Origin of the sequence: Streptomyces sp. NPDC058457, assembly GCF_042720695.1 — a bacterium.
GTDB lineage: Bacteria > Actinomycetota > Actinomycetes > Streptomycetales > Streptomycetaceae > Streptomyces.
The window spans coordinates 1-17,582 of record NZ_JBHXLU010000076.1; the positions used below are offsets into that span (position 1 = coordinate 1).

The window sequence follows — 17,582 nt, forward strand, 5'->3', positions numbered from 1 at the left end:
CCGAGGCGTGCCGGGTCCAGTCGGTGCCGTCCGGTGCGTCCTGCGGCCGGGAGTGGACGGTCAGCGCGCGCCGGCCGCCCTCGCCGGGTCCGGTGACGGAGACCTGGATCCGGACGGCGCCCGTGGCGGGGAGGACGAGCGGGGTCTCGACGACCAGTTCGTCGACCGTGTCGCTGCCGGCCTCGTCGGCGGCCCGGAGAGCCAGTTCCAGCAGGGCGGTGCCCGGTACGACGGCCCGGTCGAGGACGGTGTGGTCGGTGAGCCAGGGCTGGGTCTGCGCGGACAGCCGGCCGGTGAGCAGCAGGCCGTCGCCCTCGGCGGGTCGCAGACTCGCGCCGAGCAGCGGGTGCCGTGCGGGACGCAGTCCGAGACCGGCCGCGTCCACCGCCGTACCGGCGGCCGGCGTGAGCCAGAAGCGCTGCCGCTGGAACGGGTACGTGGGCAGGTCCGCCACGGCCGTCCGGCCCCCGCCCAGCACCGGGCTCCAGTCCGTCTCGACGCCGTGGACGTGTGCCTCGGCGACGGAGGTCAGGAAGCGGAGCGGTCCGCCCTCGTCGCGGCGCAGCGACCCGGTGACGGAGACATGCCCGGCGCCCGCGGCCTCCGCGGTCTCCTGTACGGCGGTGGTCAGCACGGGATGCGGGCTGCTCTCGACGAAGACGTCGTGGCCCTCGGCGAACAGCTTCCGGACGGCCGGTTCGAACAGGACGGTGTGCCGGAGGTTCGTGTACCAGTAGGCGGCGTCCATCGGGGTGGCGCCGAGCCAGTCGCCGGTCACCGTGGACAGGAGGGGGATGCGCGCGGGTCGCGGGGTGACGGGGGCGAGGACGGTCAGCAGCTCGTCGCGGATGCGTTCGACCTGGGGCGAGTGGGAGGCGTAGTCGACCGCGATCCTGCGGGCGCGGGTGCCTTCCCGCTCGCACACGGCGAGCAGCTCGTCCAGGGCCGCCGGCTCTCCCGCGACCACCACCGCGGACGGGCCGTTGACCGTGGCCACCGATATCCGCTCCGCCCACGGGGCGATCGCGTCGGTGGCCTCCTTCAGAGGCAGCGCCAGCGACACCATTGCGCCGCCGCCCGACAGCGCGCCGAGCGCCCGGCTGCGCAGCGCCACCACCCGTGCCGCGTCGTCGAGCGACAGGACACCGGCCACGTGGGCGGCGGCGATCTCGCCCTGGCTGTGCCCGACCACCGCGTCCGGCCGTACCCCGTACGACTCCCACAGCCGCGCGAGGGACACCATCACCGCCCACAGCACGGGCTGTACGACGTCCACCCTGTCGTAGCCGGGTGCGTCCCCGGCGCCGCGCAGGACGTCCGCCAGGGACCAGTCCGTGTGGGGGGCCAGGGCGTCGGCGCAGGCGGCGACGGAGTCGGCGAACACCTTTGAGGTGTCGAGGAGTTCGCGGGCCATGCCGATCCACTGCGAGCCCTGGCCGGGGAAGACGAACACGGTACGCGGGTCGCTCCCGGCGCTTCCGCGCACCAGGCCGGGTGCGGGCTCGCCGGCGGCGAGGGCGTCCAGCCCGGTGAGCAGGGTGTCCGCGTCCGTGCCGACGGCCACCGCGCGCTCCTCGAACGAGGTCCGCCCGCGGACCAGTTCGGCGGCGACGGCCGCGAGGTCGGGGCGGTCGGCGGTGCGCAGGTAGGCGGCGAGCGCGGCCGCCCGGGCGGTGAGCGCGGCCGGGGTGCGGGCGGAGAGGGAGAGGACGAGCGGCGGCGCGGCGGTGTCGTCCGGGCCGTGGGCGGAGTCGTCCGGACCGGTGGAGCCGTCCCGGTCGGTGGAGCCGTCGGTGGCGGCGGGGTCGGGCTCGGGCGGGGCCTGTTCCAGGATGACGTGGGTGTTCGTGCCGCTCATGCCGAACGCGGACACCCCGGCCCTGCGGGGTTGTCCGGTCTGCGGCCAGGCCCGGTGGTCGGTCAGCAGGGAGACGGCGCCGGCGGCCCAGTCGACGTGCGGGGAGGGTTCGTCCACGTGCAGGGTCCTGGGCAGCAGGCCGTGCCGCATGGCCAGCACCATCTTGATGATGCCGGCCGCTCCGGCGGCGGCCTGGGTGTGCGCGATGTTCGACTTCACGGAGCCGAGCCAGAGCGGGCGCCCGTGCTCGCGGTCCTGTCCGTAGGTGGCGAGCAGCGCCTGCGCCTCGATGGGGTCGCCGAGGGTGGTGCCCGTGCCGTGCGCCTCCACGGCGTCGACCTGTGCGGCGGTCAGCCCGGCGTCGGCCAGGGCCTGCCGGATGACCCGTTGCTGGGCGCTGCCGTTCGGGGCGGTCAGACCGTGCGAGGCACCGTCCTGGTTGGCCGCCGTTCCCCTGATGACGGCAAGGACCCGGTGTCCGAGACGGCGGGCGTCGGAGAGCCGCTCGACGAGCAGCAGTCCGGCGCCCTCGGACCAGCCGGTGCCGTCGGCGGCGCGGGCGAAGGCCTTGCAGCGGCCGTCCGCCGACAGGCCGTGCTGCCGGGAGAACTCCACGAAGGTGGCCGGGGTGCTCATCACGGTCACCCCGCCCGCCAGGGCGAGGTCGCACTCCCCCGAGCGCAGCGACCGGACCGCCAGGTGCACGGCCACCGACGACGCGGAGCAGGCCGTGTCGACGGTGACGGCGGGCCCCTCGAACCCGAAGGTGTAGGAGATCCGTCCGGAGGCGACGCTCGCCGCGTTGCCGACGAGGATGTAGCCCTCCAGGTCCTCGGGGACTGCGCCGGGCGGGGGTGCGTAGTCGTTGCCGTTCGTGCCGACGAAGACACCGGTGCCGCTGCCGCGCAGGGTGTCGGGCCGGATGCCCGCTCGTTCGAAGGTCTCCCAGGCGGTCTCCAGGAGCAGCCGCTGCTGGGGGTCGACTGCCAGCGCCTCGCGGGGCGAGATACCGAAGAAGTCGGGGTCGAAGGCGCCGGGTTCGGCGAGGAAGGCGCCGCGCCGGGTGGCGGAGGTACCGGGCCGGTCCGGGTCGGCGTCGAACAGCGTGGACGTGTTCCAGCCCCGGTCGTCCGGGAAGTCGCCCACCACCTCGCCGCCCTCCTGGAGCAGCCGCCACAGATCCTCCGGCGAGTCGATGCCACCGGGGAAGCGGCAGGCCATCCCCACGATGGCGATGGGCTCCCGGCCGCCGTCCTCGGCCTCGCGCAGTTTCCTGCGGGTCTCGTGGAGTTCGGCGGTGACCCGTTCCAGGAGGTGCCGCATCCGGCTGTCGTTCATGAATCCGCCCTTCGTGCGCGTGCCCGGTCCCCCGGGTCAGGAGATGCCGAGTTCCTTGCCGATGAAGTCGATGAGTTCGTCGTCGGTCGCGGTGGACAGCGTCGCCGTGACGTCGTCGTCCGGCCCGGCGTGACCGGCCCTCGGGGCAGGAGCGCCGGCCGCCAGGTCGAGCAACCTGGCCGTGGCGTCCGCCCGTTCGGGGGCGTCGGGCGGCAACGCCGCCAACAGGGCCTCCAAGCGGTCGAGTTGGGCTGCCAGGTCCGCCCGGGCTCCCGCCGCCGGTCCTGGGGCGTCCGAGGCATCCGGCGCGTCCGCCGGGGCGAGCCGTTCATGGAGCAGGTCGGCCAGTGCCTGGGGCGTGGGATGGTCGAACACCACGGTGGTGGGCAGGGTGAGCCCGGTACGCCGGTTGAGCCGGTTGCGCAGTTCGACGGTGGTGAGGGAGTCGAAGCCCTGTTCCTTGAAGCCCCGGTGCACGTCCACGGTGTCGGCGGACCGGCCGCCCTGCACCTCGGCGACCTGCGTCCATACGAAGCGGAGCAGCAGCCGGCGCCGGTCGTGTTCGTTCGCCGCCTTCGCCAACTCCTGCCGGAGGCCGTTCGGTTGGTGGTCAGGGTCGGGAGCGGCGCGGTCGGCCGCGGTGGCGCCGGTGAGGGCTTCGAGGAGGGGGTGGGGCCGCAGTGCCGCCAGGGCGGCCCAGTCGGCGCGGCACACCACCAGCTGGTTCTCGTCCCGGTCGAGGGCCTGCCGCAGGGCGTCGACGGCGAGTTCCGGCGCCATGGGCAGCAGTCCGTGCCGCTCGACCGTACGGGCGGCCCCGTCTCCGGCGATGCCGTCGCCCGCCCACAGCCCCCAGGCGATGGAGGTGGCCGGCAGCCCGGCGGCCCGCCGCCGGCCGGCGAGGGCGTCCAGATAGGCGTTGCCGGGCGCGTAGTTGGCCTGCCCGGGTGCGCCGAGGACGGCGGTGGCCGAGGAGAATAGGACGAACGCGCTCAGGTCGAGATCACGCGTCAGCTCGTCCAGATGGTGTGCGCCGAGCGCCTTCACCCGCAGGACGCGTTCGATCTGCCGGGGTGTGAGCGCGTCCAGCAGGGCGTCGTCGAGGACGGCCGCGGTGTGCACGACGGCCGTCAGAGGGTGTTCCTCGGGCACCGAGGCGATCACCCGGGCGAGCGCCTCGCGGTCCCCGACGTCGCACGCGCTGAACGTCACGCGGGCGCCCAGCGCGGTCAGTTCGTCCCGCAGCGCCTGCGCGACCGGGGCATCGGCGCCGCTTCTGCTGAGCAGCAGCAGGTGGTCGGCGCCGGCGCGGGCCAGCCAGCGCGCGGTGTGCCGGGCCAGCGCTCCGGTCCCGCCGGTGACCAGGACCGTCCCCCGGGGCCTCCATCGGGGCGTCCGCTCCCCGGCGCCGGCCGGGGGCACGGGGGCAGGCACCAGGCGCCGGGCGAGCAGCCCTTCGGGCCGTACGGCCAGTTCGGCCTCCCGGTGGGGGCCGGTGACGGCGGTGAGCACCCGGGCGGCGGCGCCTGTGTCGGCCCGTTCGGGCAGGTCGACGACACCGCCCCAGCCGGACACCTCCGTGGCCGCCACCGCGGCGAGCCCCCAGACCAGCGCCGCGGCCGGGTCGGCGGGCCGGTCGCCGGTGCCGGTGGTCACCGCGCCGCGGGTGAGCACCCACAGCGGGGCGTCGGTGCCCGTGCCGCTCCAGGCCTGGACGAGCGCCGTGGCGGTGGCGAACGCGCCCGGGAGGGCGGGCGGTCCGGGCTCCTGGTCGTCGTCGAGCAACAGCAGGGACAGTGCGCCGGTCACAGGTTCGTCGAGTGCGTGCCCGACCGCCTCGGCGAGCAGGGCGGCGAGGGACGCGCGATCGAGGCGGCCGGCCGGCACGGGGACACGGTCGACCCGTACGCCGAGGTCCGTGAGGCCCGCCGCCAGCAGCAGCGCCCATGCTTCGTGGGGCCCTGCGTGGCTTGTGCCGTCTACACCGTGTGCGCCGTTCGCACCGTCATCGGTCCGCTCGGGCAGCAGGAGGAGCCAACGGCCGCCGCGGACGGTGCCGGGTTCCGGGACGGCCACCGGCTGCCAGCGCACCCGGTGGCGCCAGCTGTCGATCTCGGCAGCCCGGTTCCGCTCTCCGCGCCAGGACGCCAGCGCGGGCAGCACGGAGTCCAGGGCCGTGCGCTGGGCGGATTCGGTGATGCCGAGCGTGCCTGCGAGGGGGCCGGCGTCCCCGCGCTCCACCAGTTCCCAGAACCCGCCGTCGTCGGTCCGGGTCGCCGTGTCCGGCCGGGGTTCGGTCGTGGGCGTCCAGTGGCGGCGGCGCTGGAAGGCGTACGTGGGCAGCGCCACCCGGCCGGGGCCCGACAGGCCGATGACTGCGCTCCAGTCGACGTGGGCGCCCCGCGCATACACCGCGCCGACCGCGGTCAGTAGGGTCTCCGGTTCGGGACGGCCGCGGCGCAGCGTCGCCGCGAGGGCGGGCGCAGGGGTGTCCTCGTCCTCACCGCCGCCGCCCAGACCCTCCTGGGCCAGGGCGGTGAGCACGGCATCGGGGCCCAACTCCAGATACGCGGTGACCCCGACTGCCTCCAGCCGGCGTACGACGTCCAGGAAGCGCACGGTGCCCCGGGCGTGGGCCGCCCAGTGGCCGGGCGGGATCGGCCGCGCGGGGGTGAAGAGGGTGCCGTCGAGGGCGCTCAACAGGGGGATGTCCGGCGGGAGATGAGCGAGTCCGCCGGCGATCAGGTCCAGTTCGGCCGTCATCGGGTCCATGAGCGGGGAGTGGAAGGCGTGGCTGGTGCGGAGCCTGCCGGTCCTGCGGCCCCGGGCACGGAACCGCTCCGCCACCGCGAGGACGGCCGGTTCCGCGCCCGACAGCACCACCGCCGACGGGCCGTTGACGGCCGCTATGCCCACCGACCGTTCCAGTCCGCCGAGTTCGCCGCGCACCTCGTCCTCGGTCGCCTCGACGGCCACCATGGCTCCGCCCTCGGGCAGGGCCTGCATCAGCCGCCCCCGGGCCACCACCAGCGTGGCCGCGTCCGCGAGGCTCAGGACACCCGCGACATGCGCGGCGGCCAGTTCGCCGACGGAGTGTCCGGCCACGACGTCGGGGCGCACGCCCCAGGACTCCAGCAGCCGGAACAGCGCCACCTCCAAGGCGAACAGCGCCGGCTGGGTGTAGCGGGTGCGGCTCAGGTCGGAGTCGGGCGGGGACACCGTGTCCGCGTCCGTGCTCGCGAACACGATCTCCCGCAGCGGGGTGCCCAGGTGCTCGTCCAGTGCGGCGCAGGCCGTGTCGAAGGCGGCGGCGAACGCCGGGTGGGCGGCATACAACTCCCTTCCCATGCCGAGCCGTTGACTGCCCTGCCCGGTGAAGAGGAACGCCAGCCTGCCGAAGGCGGCGGACCGGCCGCGTACGACTGCTGCGGCTCCTGCGACCGCGTCGGCGGTCTCCCCCTGGGACAGGGACCGTACAGCGGCCTGCAGACCGGCCCGGGAACGGCCCACGAGCACGGCGCGGTGGTCGAAGAGCGTCCTGCGGGCGAGGGCGTGCCCCACCTCGGCCTGGTCGGGTTCTCCGGGCGCCGAGGCGTCGAGCGTCGCGGCCAGCCGGGCGGCCTGGTCCCGGAGTGCCCGCGGAGTACGTGCCGACAGGATCCATGGGACGGGGAGGTCCGCGGCGCGATCCGGTCGTTCGGGCCGGGCGGGCTCGGGTGGCGCCTCTTCGAGGATCAGGTGGGCGTTGGTGCCGCTGATGCCGAACGCGGACACGGCGGCGCGGCGCGGGCCGTCGGCGGCCGGCCACGGGGTGTCGCGGACGAGGAGTTCGACGGTGCCCCTGCTCCAGTCGACGTGCGGGGTGGGACGGTCCACGTGGAGGGTGGCGGGCAGCAGGCAGTGGCGCAGGGCCTCGGTCACCTTGATGACCGAGGAGACCCCGGCCGCGGCCTGGGTGTGGCCGATGTGGGACTTCAGGGAGCCGATCCGCAGCGGCTGTCCGGCGGGCCGGCCGCGCCCGTAGGTGTTGATCAGCGCCTGCGCCTCGATGGGGTCGCCGAGGGCGGTGCCCGTGCCGTGCGCCTCCACGGCGTCGATGTCACCCGGGGCCAGGCGGGCGTCCGCCAGTGCCTCGCGGATGACCCGTTCCTGGGCAGGGCCGCTGGGCGCGGTGAGGCCGTTGCTGGCACCGTCCGAGTTGACGGCGCTCCCCCGGATCAGGGCGAGCACCCGGTGGCCGGCCCGGCGGGCGTCCGAGAGCCGCTCAAGGAGCACCAGGCCGACGCCCTCCGACCATGCGGTGCCGTCGGCCGCGGCGGCGAACGGCTTGCACCGGCCGTCCGGGGCCAGTCCGCGCTGCCTGCTGAACTCCGTGAACATGCCGGGGGTCGCCATCACGGCCACGCCGCCGGCCAGCGCGAGGGCGCACTCGCCGGAGCGCACGGACCGGGCCGCGAGATGCAGCGCCACGAGCGACGAGGAGCAGGCGGTGTCCACGGTGAGCGTCGGCCCTTCGAGGCCGAGGGCGTAGGCGATCCGGCCGGAGGCGACGCTGACACCAGCGCCGGTGAGCCGGTACCCCGCCGCGTCGCCGGTGGCCTCGTGCAGCCGGGGCCCGTACTCCTGCTGGGTGGCGCCGACGAAGACACCGGTACGGCTGCCGCGCAGCGCCGCCGGGTCGATGCCGGCCCGCTCCAGCAGTTCCCAGGAGGTCTCCAGCAGCAGCCGCTGCTGCGGGTCCGTCGCCTCGGCCTCGCGGGGCGAGAGCCCGAAGAAGTCGGCGTCGAACCGGTCGGCTTCGTGCAGGAATCCGCCGCGGCGCACGTAGGAGCGGCCGGGCCGGCCCGGTTCGGGGTCGTAGAGGTCCTCGTCCCAGCCACGGTCGACCGGGAAGCCGCTGGTGGCGTCCGTCCCCGACGCCAGCAGGTCCCAGAGCCGCTCCGGCGTGTCGGCGCCGCCGGGCCAGCGGCCGGCCGTGGCGACGACGGCGACCGGGTCGTCCTCGGCCTCGGCCGTCCCCGTCGCCTTCGCCCTCGCCTTCGCCTTCGCCTTCGCCTTCGCCGACCAGGGGGCGGCAGCGCTTCCGGTGCTGGTGCCGGTGCTGGTGGCGCCGGTCTGTGCCGCCAGGTGCCGGGCGAGAGAGAGCGGGGTGGGATGGTCGTAGGTCAGCGTCGGCGGCAGCCATCGCCCGGTCGCCCGGGACAGCCGGTCCGCGAACTCCACCGCGCCCAGCGAGTCCAGACCCAGCTCCCTGAACGTCCGCCCGGGGTCGAGTTCCTGGCCCGGTGTGGCCCCGAGGACGTCGGCGGCGACGGCACGGACGAGCGCGAGCGGGTCGGCGTCCGCCGCCGCACCATCGGGAACGATCTCCGCCGTCGACGGCACGGTCTCCGGCCGAGGGCGGGGGGACCCGGCGCGGGTGGGGGGCGTGCTGTCTGTCGGGACGCTGTCGGCCTCGGGCTCTGCGGGCGGCCGGGCCCCGGCGGCACCGGATCCGACGGCCTCCGGCACTGCGGCCCCACCGCCCGCGGCCCCACCGCCCGTGGGCCCCTCCGCGGTGGCGAACCGGAAGGGCCGGCGCTGGAAGGCGTAGGTCGGCAGCGGCGCCCGCTCGCGGGGCCGTCCCGCGAGGGCGTCCGACCAGTCGATGTCGGCGCCCGCCACGTCGAGTTCGGCGAGTCCGGTGAGCAGGGAGAGCGGCTCGGGCGCCCCCGGGCGCAGCAGCGGGATCACCGCGGCGGGCCGGCCGGCGCTCGACCGGGTCAGAGCGGTGAGGACGTTGCCGGGGCCGAGTTCCGCGTAGGCGGTGACGCCCTGGGCGGCCAGCTGCCGTACCGCGTCGTGGAAGCGCACCGGGCGCCGGATGTGTTCGGCCCAGTAGTCGGGCGAGGTCAGCTCGTCCGGACCGGCGGGCAGGCCGGTGACGTCGGAGATCACGCCGAGGGCCGGGGGGTTGAAGGCGAGCGTCGCGGCGATCCGGCGGAACTCGGCCACAGCGCCGTCCATGTGCGGTGAGTGGAAGGCGTGGCTGACCTTCAGCCGACGCGTCCGGCGGCCACGGTCCGCGAACCGTTCGGCGGCCTCCTCCGCCGCCTCGGCATCGCCGGACACCACCACGGAGCGCGGGCCGTTGACGGCGGCGAGCGCCAGCCGGCCCGCGTAGTCGGCGAGCACTTCTTCCGCTTCACCTGCCGTCGCCTCCACGGCGATCATCGCGCCGCCCGCGCGGGCCTCGGCCATCAGCCGGCCCCTGGCCGCGACGAGGGCGACCGCGTCCGGGAGCGACAGCACACCGGCGACATGCGCGGCGGTGAGCCCGCCGATGGAGTGCCCGAGGACGAAGTCCGGTGCGGGGGCCTGCCGTTCGAGCAGACTGTAGAGCGCCGTGCCCAGCGCGAAGAGGCCCGCCTGGGTGTACTGGGTGCGGTCGAGGAGCTCGGCGTCGGGCGAGCCGGGCTTGGCGAAGAGGATCCCGTGCAGCGGCCGGTCGAGGTGGGCGTCGAACAACGTGCACACCTCGTCCAGCGCATCGGCGAACGCGGGGGCGGTGCGGTGGAGTTCGAGGCCGGCACCGGCTCGCTGGCTGCCCTGGCCGGGGAAGAGGAAGGCGACGGTGGCGGCGGTGCGCACCGGCGCGTGGCCCAGGACGACGCCTGGAGCGGGCGCACCGGCCGCAAGGGCGTCCAGCGTGCCCAGCAGGCTCTCCCGGTCGGCTCCGAGTGCCACTGCGCGGTGGGCGAACCGGGTCCGGGTGGTGGCGAGCGCGTGCCCGAGGGCGCCGGCATCGAGGTCGGGCCGGGCCCGGACGTGCTCCGCGAGCCGCTCGGCCTGCGCCCGCAGCGCGGCGGGCGTGGCACCGGACACGGGCCAGGGTACGACGGCGGCGGCCAACGCGGCACGGGTACGGGCGCGGGTGCTGCCGGCATCGACGGTGTCGGCGGTGCGGACGGCAGCAGTGTCGACGGCGGGCGGTTCGGCCAGCAGCACATGGCAGTTGGTGCCGCCCATGCCGAAGGAACTCACGCCCGCGACCAACCGCCGGTCGGGCCGCGGCCAGGGACCGAGATCGCGCTGTACCCGCAGGCGCAGCGCGTCCAGGGGGATCCGCGGATTGGGCGTCTCGTGGTTCAGGGTCGCGGGCAACTGCCGGTGGCGCAGGCTCAGCACCGTCTTGAAGACGCCCGCGACTCCCGCCGCTCCTTCCAGGTGTCCGACGTTGGCCTTCACCGACCCGACCAGCAGGGGTTCGTCGGCGGAGCGGGCCGCACCGTACGCGGCGCCGAGCGCCTCCGCCTCCACCGGGTCCCCTACCGGGGTTCCGGTGCCGTGCAGTTCGACGTACTGCACCTCGCGCGGGTCGATCCCGGCCTGCCGGGCCGCCCGGAGCAGGACGTCCCGCTGGGCGTCGGCGCTGGGTACGGTCAGTCCCGCGCCGCCTCCGTCGTTGTTGACCGCGCTGCCGAGGATCACGCTGTGCACGGGGTCGCCGTCGGCCAGCGCCCTGGCGAGCGGTTTGAGGAGCAGCAGGCCGGCGCCCTCCCCGCGCACATAGCCGTTGGCGCGGGCGTCGAACGGATACGAACGGCCGTCGGGCGACAGCCCGCCGAAGCGGGCCGCGGCCGAGGTGCTGTCGGGAGCGAGGTTGAGGTTCACCCCGCCGGCGAGCGCGAGCGCGCAGTCCCCGTCGCGCACCGCCCGGTAGGCGAGGTGCAGGGCGACCAGGGCCGACGACTGGGCGGAGTCGACGGTCAGGCTGGGGCCGCGCAGTCCGAGGGTGTAGGACACCCGGTTGGCGAGCAGTCCGCGGTTGAGGCCGGTGAGGGTGTGGCGGGTGAGCGGGGCGGTGTCCGGGCGGTGGCGCAGGGTCGCGTAGTCGTACGCCATGGCACCGACGTAGACGCCGACAGAGGTACCGGCGAGGCGGGCGGGGACGATGCCGGCCTCCTCCAGCGCCTCCCAGGCCAGTTCGAGGACGAGCCGCTGCTGCGGGTCCGCCTCGGCGGCCTCGTGCGGGGAGATCCCGAAGAAATCGGCGTCGAAGTGGTCGACGTCGTCGACGTATCCGCCCGGGAGACCGCTGGGACCGCCGAGACCGCCCGGGAGACCGGTCACACCGCCCGGAAGACCGCGGAGGCCGACCGGCAGATCCGTGGAACCGTCGGCGTGCTCCGTTGGGTCGTCGGCGTGCTCCGTGTCGCGCCGCGTGGGAGTCAGGGGCGGCCGACGGTCCGCGGGTGGCGGGCCGATCGCGCTGCCGCCCCTGCGCAGCAGGTCCCAGAAGGCGTCCGGATCGGGCGCGCCGGGCAGCCTGCACGCTAGTCCGATCACGGCGACGGGAGCGACCGCGTCGAGGCCCGTCCGGGCCGCGTGTGTGTCAGCCTGCCTTGTCATTGTATCCGCCGAACCCCTCTCGAATTCCTCACCGATATCCCTGCGGCACTCTGCACCCGGCGCCATTTCCCGGTTTCCGGGGACAGCAGGAAAGCGACTTGAATTTCCGTCCGCTACCGGCCGACCGCCTCTCACATCCTTGCCCGGCAACGCTTTCCAGACCGACCCCTACCCTCCCCCTAGAACCTCTCCGATCGCTCCCCACCTGCAACTTGAGCAAGCCGCCCGGACCCGGGACGCCGATATTCCGTTGCCCCCCTAGACCGCGGATTTAGGGGTTCCCCAGCGAAATTGACCCCCCATAGCGTTTGCCGTAAACGTTCGACTGTGCCTTGATTCGCATGATCCGAGGGGAATGACAGATGGATGCGTTGACCGATGCGGTTCTCCGCGGAGCCTCCGCGGACGAGCTGGAACGCGCTCCCGTTCCGGCGGATTTCGTCGCCGCGCACATCCGGCAGGAGGACGTCGGCCTCTTCGACGGCGAGGCCGACGCCGACGTCCGGCGCTCGCTGCGGGTGGGCCGGGTGCCGATGCCCGAACTCGCCCCGGACGAGGTGCTGGTGGCCGTGATGGCCAGCTCCGTCAACTACAACACGGTCTGGTCGGCGACCTTCAAGCCGGTGTCGACGTTCAACGCGCTCAAGCGCTTCGCCAGGAGCGGCGGTTACGCCGCCCGGCACGACCAGCCGTTCCAGGTCGTCGGTTCGGACGCGGCCGGAGTGGTCGTGCGGGTGGGGGCGGGCGTCCGCCGCTGGAAGGTCGGCGACCACGTGGCCGTCAACGCGGCCGTCGTGGACGACCAGGACCCCGTCACCCACCACGACGGCATGCTCGGCGCCGACCAGAAGGCCTGGGGGTACGAGACCAACTTCGGCGGCCTGGCGCACTACACCGTCGTGCGGGCCAGCCAGCTCCTGGCCAAACCCGGCCATCTGACCTGGGAGGAGGCCGCCTGTATACCCCTGTGCGGCGGTACCGCCTACCGGATGCTGGTCAGCGACCGGGGCGCCCGTATCAAGCAGGGTGACATCGTTCTGATCTGGGGCGCGACCGGTGGGCTCGGCGCCTTCGCCGTCCAGTTGGTCAAGAACGGCGGGGGCATACCCGTCGGCGTGGTCAACTCCGAGGCGAAGGCGAAGCTGCTGGCGCGGCTCGGCTGCGATGTGGTGATCAATCGCGAGGAGATCGGCATCGGCGGCGAACTCGCAGCCGGCGCGGACACGGTGGAGGCCGCGAAGCGGCTGGGACGGGCCGTCCGGTCACAGGTGGGCGAGGATCCGCACATCGTCTTCGACCACGTGGGCCGGGCCACCTTCGGGATCTCGGTCATCGTGGCACGCCGGGGCGGCACCGTCGTCACCTGCGGGTCGAGCACCGGGTACCAGCACACCTTCGACAACCGCTATTTCTGGATGAACCTCAAGCGCATCGTCGGCAGCCACGGCATGAACCTCAACGAGGCCGCGGAGATGATGCGGCTGCTCAAGCTCGGCAGCGTGGCCCCCGTCCTGTCCGAGGTGTATCCCCTCGCCGAGGTCGGCGAGGCGGCGCGCCTGGTGCAGACGAACGGCCACACCGGCAAGGTCGGTGTGCTCGCACTCGCCCCCACTCCCGGTCTCGGGGTGACGGACCCCCAGGCCCGCGCCGCGCTCGGCGAGGAATGGCTCAGCCCGCTGCGGTCCACCGACCAGCCTGCCCGCGTGGGATGAGCGGGCCGGACCGCCGAACCGCACCACAGCGAGAAGAGGACCGCCGCCCATGACCGCCACCGCCCTCGCCCCTCCGGCGACCGCGCTGCCCACCCTCCCCGAAGTGCTGCGGCTGCGCAGCAGGACCCAGCCCGACGCCGTCGCCTACGTCTTCCTGCACAACGGCGAGACCCCGGCGCAGACCCTGACCTACCGGCAGCTCGACGAGGCCGCGCGCGCCCGGGCCGCCGAGCTGGACGCGGCCGGGCTGCGCGGCGGCGCCGCCATCCTGCTCCACCCGTCCGGTCCCGCCTTCGTCATCACCCTGCTGGCCTGCATGTACGCGGGGATCGCCGCTGCTCCCGTGCAGGTGCCGACCCGGCTTCGGGGGCTGACCCGGCTGCGGCGCATCGCCGACAATGCCGGCACGACCACCGTCCTCACCACGGCGACCGTCCGACGCGACCTGCAGGAGCGCTTCGGCGCCACCCCCGAACTGGGCGGACTCACCCTGCTGGACACCGAGTCGCAGCCATCTCCCACGCCGGGCGCGGAGTGGACCGGCCCGTCGGCCGGGCCCGAGGACACCGCCCTGCTCCAGTACACCTCCGGCTCCACCGGCGACCCGAAGGGCGTGCGGGTCAGCCACGCCAACTTCCGTGCCAACGCGGCCGAGACGGATCTGCTGTGGCCCTGCCGCCCGGACAGTGCCGTGGTCAACTGGCTGCCCCTCTTCCACGACATGGGGATGCTGTTCGGCGTCGTCCTGCCGCTGTGGGCGGGTATCCCGGCCTACCTCATGGCGCCCGAGGCGTTCATCCGCCGGCCCGCCCGGTGGCTGGAGGCGATCTCCCGGTTCCGCGGCAGCCACACCGCGGCGCCGAGCTTCGCCTACGAGCTGTGCGTACGGGACGCGGCCGAGAACGGCGTGCCCGCGCGACTGGATCTGTCCAGCCTGCGGGTGGCCGCGAACGGGGCGGAACCCGTGCGGTGGAGCGTCGTGCGCGCGTTCACCCGGACGTTCGCGGGAGCCGGTTTCCGGCCCGAGGCGATGTGCCCCGGCTACGGGCTGGCGGAGAACACCCTCAAGGTCACCGGGAGCCCGGAGGACCGGGAACCCACCCTGCTCCGGCTCGACGCCGAGGCCCTGCGCGAGGGCCGCGTCGAACCGCTCCCGGCGGGGGAGGACCCTGCGGATCCGGTGGCCGACGTGCGGGTCGTGCACGCGGTCGGATGCGGTACGACGGCTGGCGACACCTCGGTGCGCATCGCCGACCCCGCGACGCTGACCGGGCTTCCGGACGGCAGGGTCGGCGAGATATGGGTCAACGGCCCGTGCGTCGCGGACGGTTACCACGGGCGGCCGGAGGAGAGCCGGGGCACGTTCGCCGTCCGCCTGGCCGGTGCGGAGGAGACCGCCACCTGGCTGCGCACCGGCGACCTCGGCTTCGTCCATGCCGGCGAGCTCTTCGTGACCGGTCGGCTCAAGGACGTCATCATCCGCAAGGGCCGCAACTTCTACCCACAGGACATCGAGGTCTCGGCGGAACACGCCGACCCGGCGCTGCGTCCCAACTGCGCGGCGGCGTTCTCCGTGGACGACGGGGCCGCCGAACGGCTGGTGGTGATCGTCGAGGCCGACGGGCGGGCACTGCGCGACGGCGGCGCCAAAGGCCTGCGCGAGCGGGTCCGGGAGGCGGTGCTGGACGGGCAGCGGCTGACGGCCGACGAGATCCTGGTGGTCAGGAGGGGGGCGCTGCCCAAGACGTCCAGCGGGAAGGTGCAGCGGCGGGAGACGCGCCGGCGCTTTCTGGCCGGTGAGTTCGGGACGCCTGTGGTGCCCGGCGCCGGGGGTCCGCGATGACCGGCGTGCCGGCGCAGACCCGGATGGAGGCCCGGGAGCCGACAGAGGCCCGGGAGCGGACGGAGGCCCGGGAGCGGACGGAGGTGCGGGAGCGGACGGAGGTGCGGGGGCTGCGCGGTCCCGCCGCGGTCCCCGGTTCGAGGATCCTGGGCGTCGGGGCCCACCGGCCCGCGCGGGTGGTGTCCAACGCCGAGGTCGCGGTGGCGATCGATTCCAGCGACGAGTGGATCCGGCGCAGGTCGGGCATCGCCACCCGGCGCTTCGCCGCGCCGGACGAGTCGGTCGTCGAGATGGCCACGGCCGCCTCGCTCAAGGCGCTCGCACAGGCGGGCGTCGCACCCGACGCGGTCGACACCGTGCTGCTCGCCTCCATGTCCCAGCTGGAGCAGTCGCCCCCGGCCGCTCCCCGGGTCGCCCACCGGATCGGAGCCCGTGCGGCCGGCGCGCTGGACGTGGGGGCCGCCTGTGCGGGCTTCGTCCACGCGCTCGCCACGGCGGACTCCCTGATCCGGTCGGGCAACAGCCGGCACGTCGTGGTGGTCGGATCGGAACGGATGTCCGACATCGTCGATCCCACGGACCGTGGCACGGCCTTCCTCTTCGGCGACGGTGCCGGCGCGGTGGTCGTCGGTCCGGCGACGGAGCCGGGGATGGGCCCGGTGGTCTGGGGCTCCGCCGGCGACCGCCACGAGGCCATCGCCCATTCCCGGCCCTGGCCAGTCCCGGGCGCGCCGGTCGCCGCGACGCCCACACTGCGCATGGACGGGCCCGCGGTGTTCCGGTGGGCGGTGGCCACGGTGCCGGCGGTGGCCCGCGCGGCCCTCGGCGCGGCGGGCGTGGCCGCCGCCGATCTCGCCGCGTTCGTCCCGCACCAGGCCAACCTGCGCATCGTCGACACGGCGGCGGCCGCGCTGCGGCTGCCGCCCCATGTGGTGGTGGCCCGTGACATCGTCCGTACGGCCAACACGTCGGCGGCGTCGATTCCGCTGGCCATGGAGGAGTTGCTGGCCCGGGGAGCGGTCCCGCGACGCGGCCTGGCCCTGCTGGTGGGCTTCGGCGCGGGCCTCGGCCACGCGGCCCAAGTGGTGGCGCTGCCTTGAACAGGACGGGCGGGCACGGGACCAGCGGGTACGGGACCGACGCGTCTGGGACCGACGGCCTGGAAACCGGCGATCGACGAGCCGATGGGTCCGGAGCGGACGGTCGAGGAACCGGCGATCGACGAACCAGCGGTCGACGAACCGGCCTGCCGGGGATCCGGTGTTCAGATGAGCCAGGGCCCCGTCACCGCCTGGACCGCCGAACCGTCCAGGTCGGCCAGTTTGATCCCGGCGAGCCCGCGCGCCAGGTCGGACGTCTGGACCCGGAAGGGCGGCTCCTCCGCGGTGAGCACGTCGACGACCGTGGCCGCCGCCTCGGCCGAACTCTGCGCCTGCTCGAAAAGGCCCGCGGTGGTGGCGAAGTACGCCTTGAACGCCGCCTCGTAGGGGCCGGCCTTCTCGATCAGGCCGGGGACGGACGGCTCCAGATGTGCGACGAACTCGCTGGCGACCGGCCCCGGTTCGACCACCGACACCCGTACTCCGGTGCTCGCGGCGACCGGGGCGAGCGACTCCAGAAAGCCTTCGAGGGCGAACTTGGCCGCGCAGTAGGCCTCGTTGAACGGCTGGCCGATGAGGCCGCCGAGACTGGACACGGCGATGAGCCTGCCGCCGACGGCACGCAGCTGCGGCAGCGCGGCCTTCGTCACCTCCACCGCTCCGAAGAAGTTGACCTCCAGCGCGGTCCGGAAGGCCTCGACGCCTATCTGCTCGACGGTGCCGAGCTGCCCGACACCGGCGTTGTTGATCACGGCGTCCAGGCGGCCGTACCCGGTGACCACTTCGGACACGGCGGTGGCGACGGACTCGGAGTCGGTGACGTCGAGGCGGGCCACGCGAAGGCGGTCGGTCACCCCGGCCGCCTCGGCGGCCGCGCGCAACGCGCCGTCGCGGCCGGGTTCGCGGAGGGTGGCGACGACATGCCAGCCGGCCTCGGCGGCCCGGACAGCGGTGGCCAGGCCGATGCCGGAGGAGGTGCCGGTGACAAGGACGGTGCGCAGGGCAGTCATGGGTGTCTCTTCCGGTGAGCGCGGTCGCGCGGGGGGGGCGGGAGCGGGAAGCCACTCCGGTCCCTCCACAAGGGGCGGAACCGGAACTGGCGTCCCGCCCACCGTGACATCGGCTCCGGAACCGGCCAACCCCTATGTTCCCGGCTCCCTTCCCTACCTTTCACGCGCCTGCGCGAACCACTTGACAACACGTCGGCCCGACCGCCCCGCAGTGCCGCCCGGCCCATTGACGCCCCACAGCCCGACAGCCTCACAGCCTCACAGCCCCACCGGACCACAACCCACAGCCTCAAAGCCCCAACAAGGAACAGCACTCCCAAATGATCTCAA

At 74.5% G+C, this 17,582-nt stretch carries 6 protein-coding genes; 3 read left to right on the top strand and 3 right to left on the bottom strand.

The annotated features are described in order from the left end of the window. Both ACFWPS_RS40130 and ACFWPS_RS40135 read right to left on the bottom strand, forming a co-directional pair. Positions 1–3,196, bottom strand: a 3,196-nt coding sequence (locus ACFWPS_RS40130) for a type I polyketide synthase (RefSeq protein WP_383715103.1), incomplete at its 3' end; no start/stop codon positions are given. Positions 3,197–3,232: 36 nt separating this feature from the next. Next, complete coding sequence (locus ACFWPS_RS40135) at positions 3,233–11,587, bottom strand: type I polyketide synthase (RefSeq protein ID WP_383715107.1); 8,355 nt, start codon at positions 11,585–11,587, stop codon at positions 3,233–3,235. A gap of 362 nt (positions 11,588–11,949) precedes the next feature. Here ACFWPS_RS40135 and ccrA point away from each other — a divergent pair, with 362 nt between their 5' ends. From ccrA to ACFWPS_RS40150, 3 genes are read left to right on the top strand one after another with little or no spacing between them, the layout of a single operon-like run. Next, positions 11,950–13,299 carry a crotonyl-CoA carboxylase/reductase gene (gene ccrA, locus ACFWPS_RS40140; protein WP_383715109.1) on the top strand — a complete coding sequence of 450 codons (1,350 nt, stop codon included), beginning with the start codon at positions 11,950–11,952 and terminating at the stop codon, positions 13,297–13,299. Between the two features lie 49 nt (positions 13,300–13,348). After that, positions 13,349–15,142, top strand: coding sequence for a fatty acyl-AMP ligase (locus tag ACFWPS_RS40145; RefSeq protein ID WP_383715112.1), 1,794 nt, complete (start codon positions 13,349–13,351; stop codon positions 15,140–15,142). Continuing rightward, entirely contained in the window at positions 15,139–16,242 is a 1,104-nt protein-coding gene (locus ACFWPS_RS40150; protein WP_383715115.1) for a beta-ketoacyl-ACP synthase III, read from the top strand. Before ACFWPS_RS40145 ends, ACFWPS_RS40150 begins: the two co-directional genes overlap by 4 nt. Positions 16,243–16,406: 164 nt before the next feature. Here the strand turns inward: ACFWPS_RS40150 and ACFWPS_RS40155 are convergent, their stop codons facing one another. Next, positions 16,407–17,252: an SDR family oxidoreductase gene (locus tag ACFWPS_RS40155; RefSeq protein ID WP_383715118.1), complete on the bottom strand. Its 846-nt coding sequence runs from the start codon at positions 17,250–17,252 to the stop codon at positions 16,407–16,409. Positions 17,253–17,582 lie beyond the last annotated feature (330 nt).

Bases quoted from the DNA above. Each gene is read 5' to 3' on its own strand.
- ACFWPS_RS40135 (WP_383715107.1), bottom strand. From the start codon at position 11,587: ATGACAAGGCAGGCTGACACACACGCGGCCCGGACGGGCCTCGACGCG.
- ccrA (WP_383715109.1), top strand. From the start codon at position 11,950: ATGGATGCGTTGACCGATGCGGTTCTCCGCGGAGCCTCCGCGGACGAG.
- ACFWPS_RS40145 (WP_383715112.1), top strand. From the start codon at position 13,349: ATGACCGCCACCGCCCTCGCCCCTCCGGCGACCGCGCTGCCCACCCTC.
- ACFWPS_RS40150 (WP_383715115.1), top strand. From the start codon at position 15,139: ATGACCGGCGTGCCGGCGCAGACCCGGATGGAGGCCCGGGAGCCGACA.
- ACFWPS_RS40155 (WP_383715118.1), bottom strand. From the start codon at position 17,252: ATGACTGCCCTGCGCACCGTCCTTGTCACCGGCACCTCCTCCGGCATC.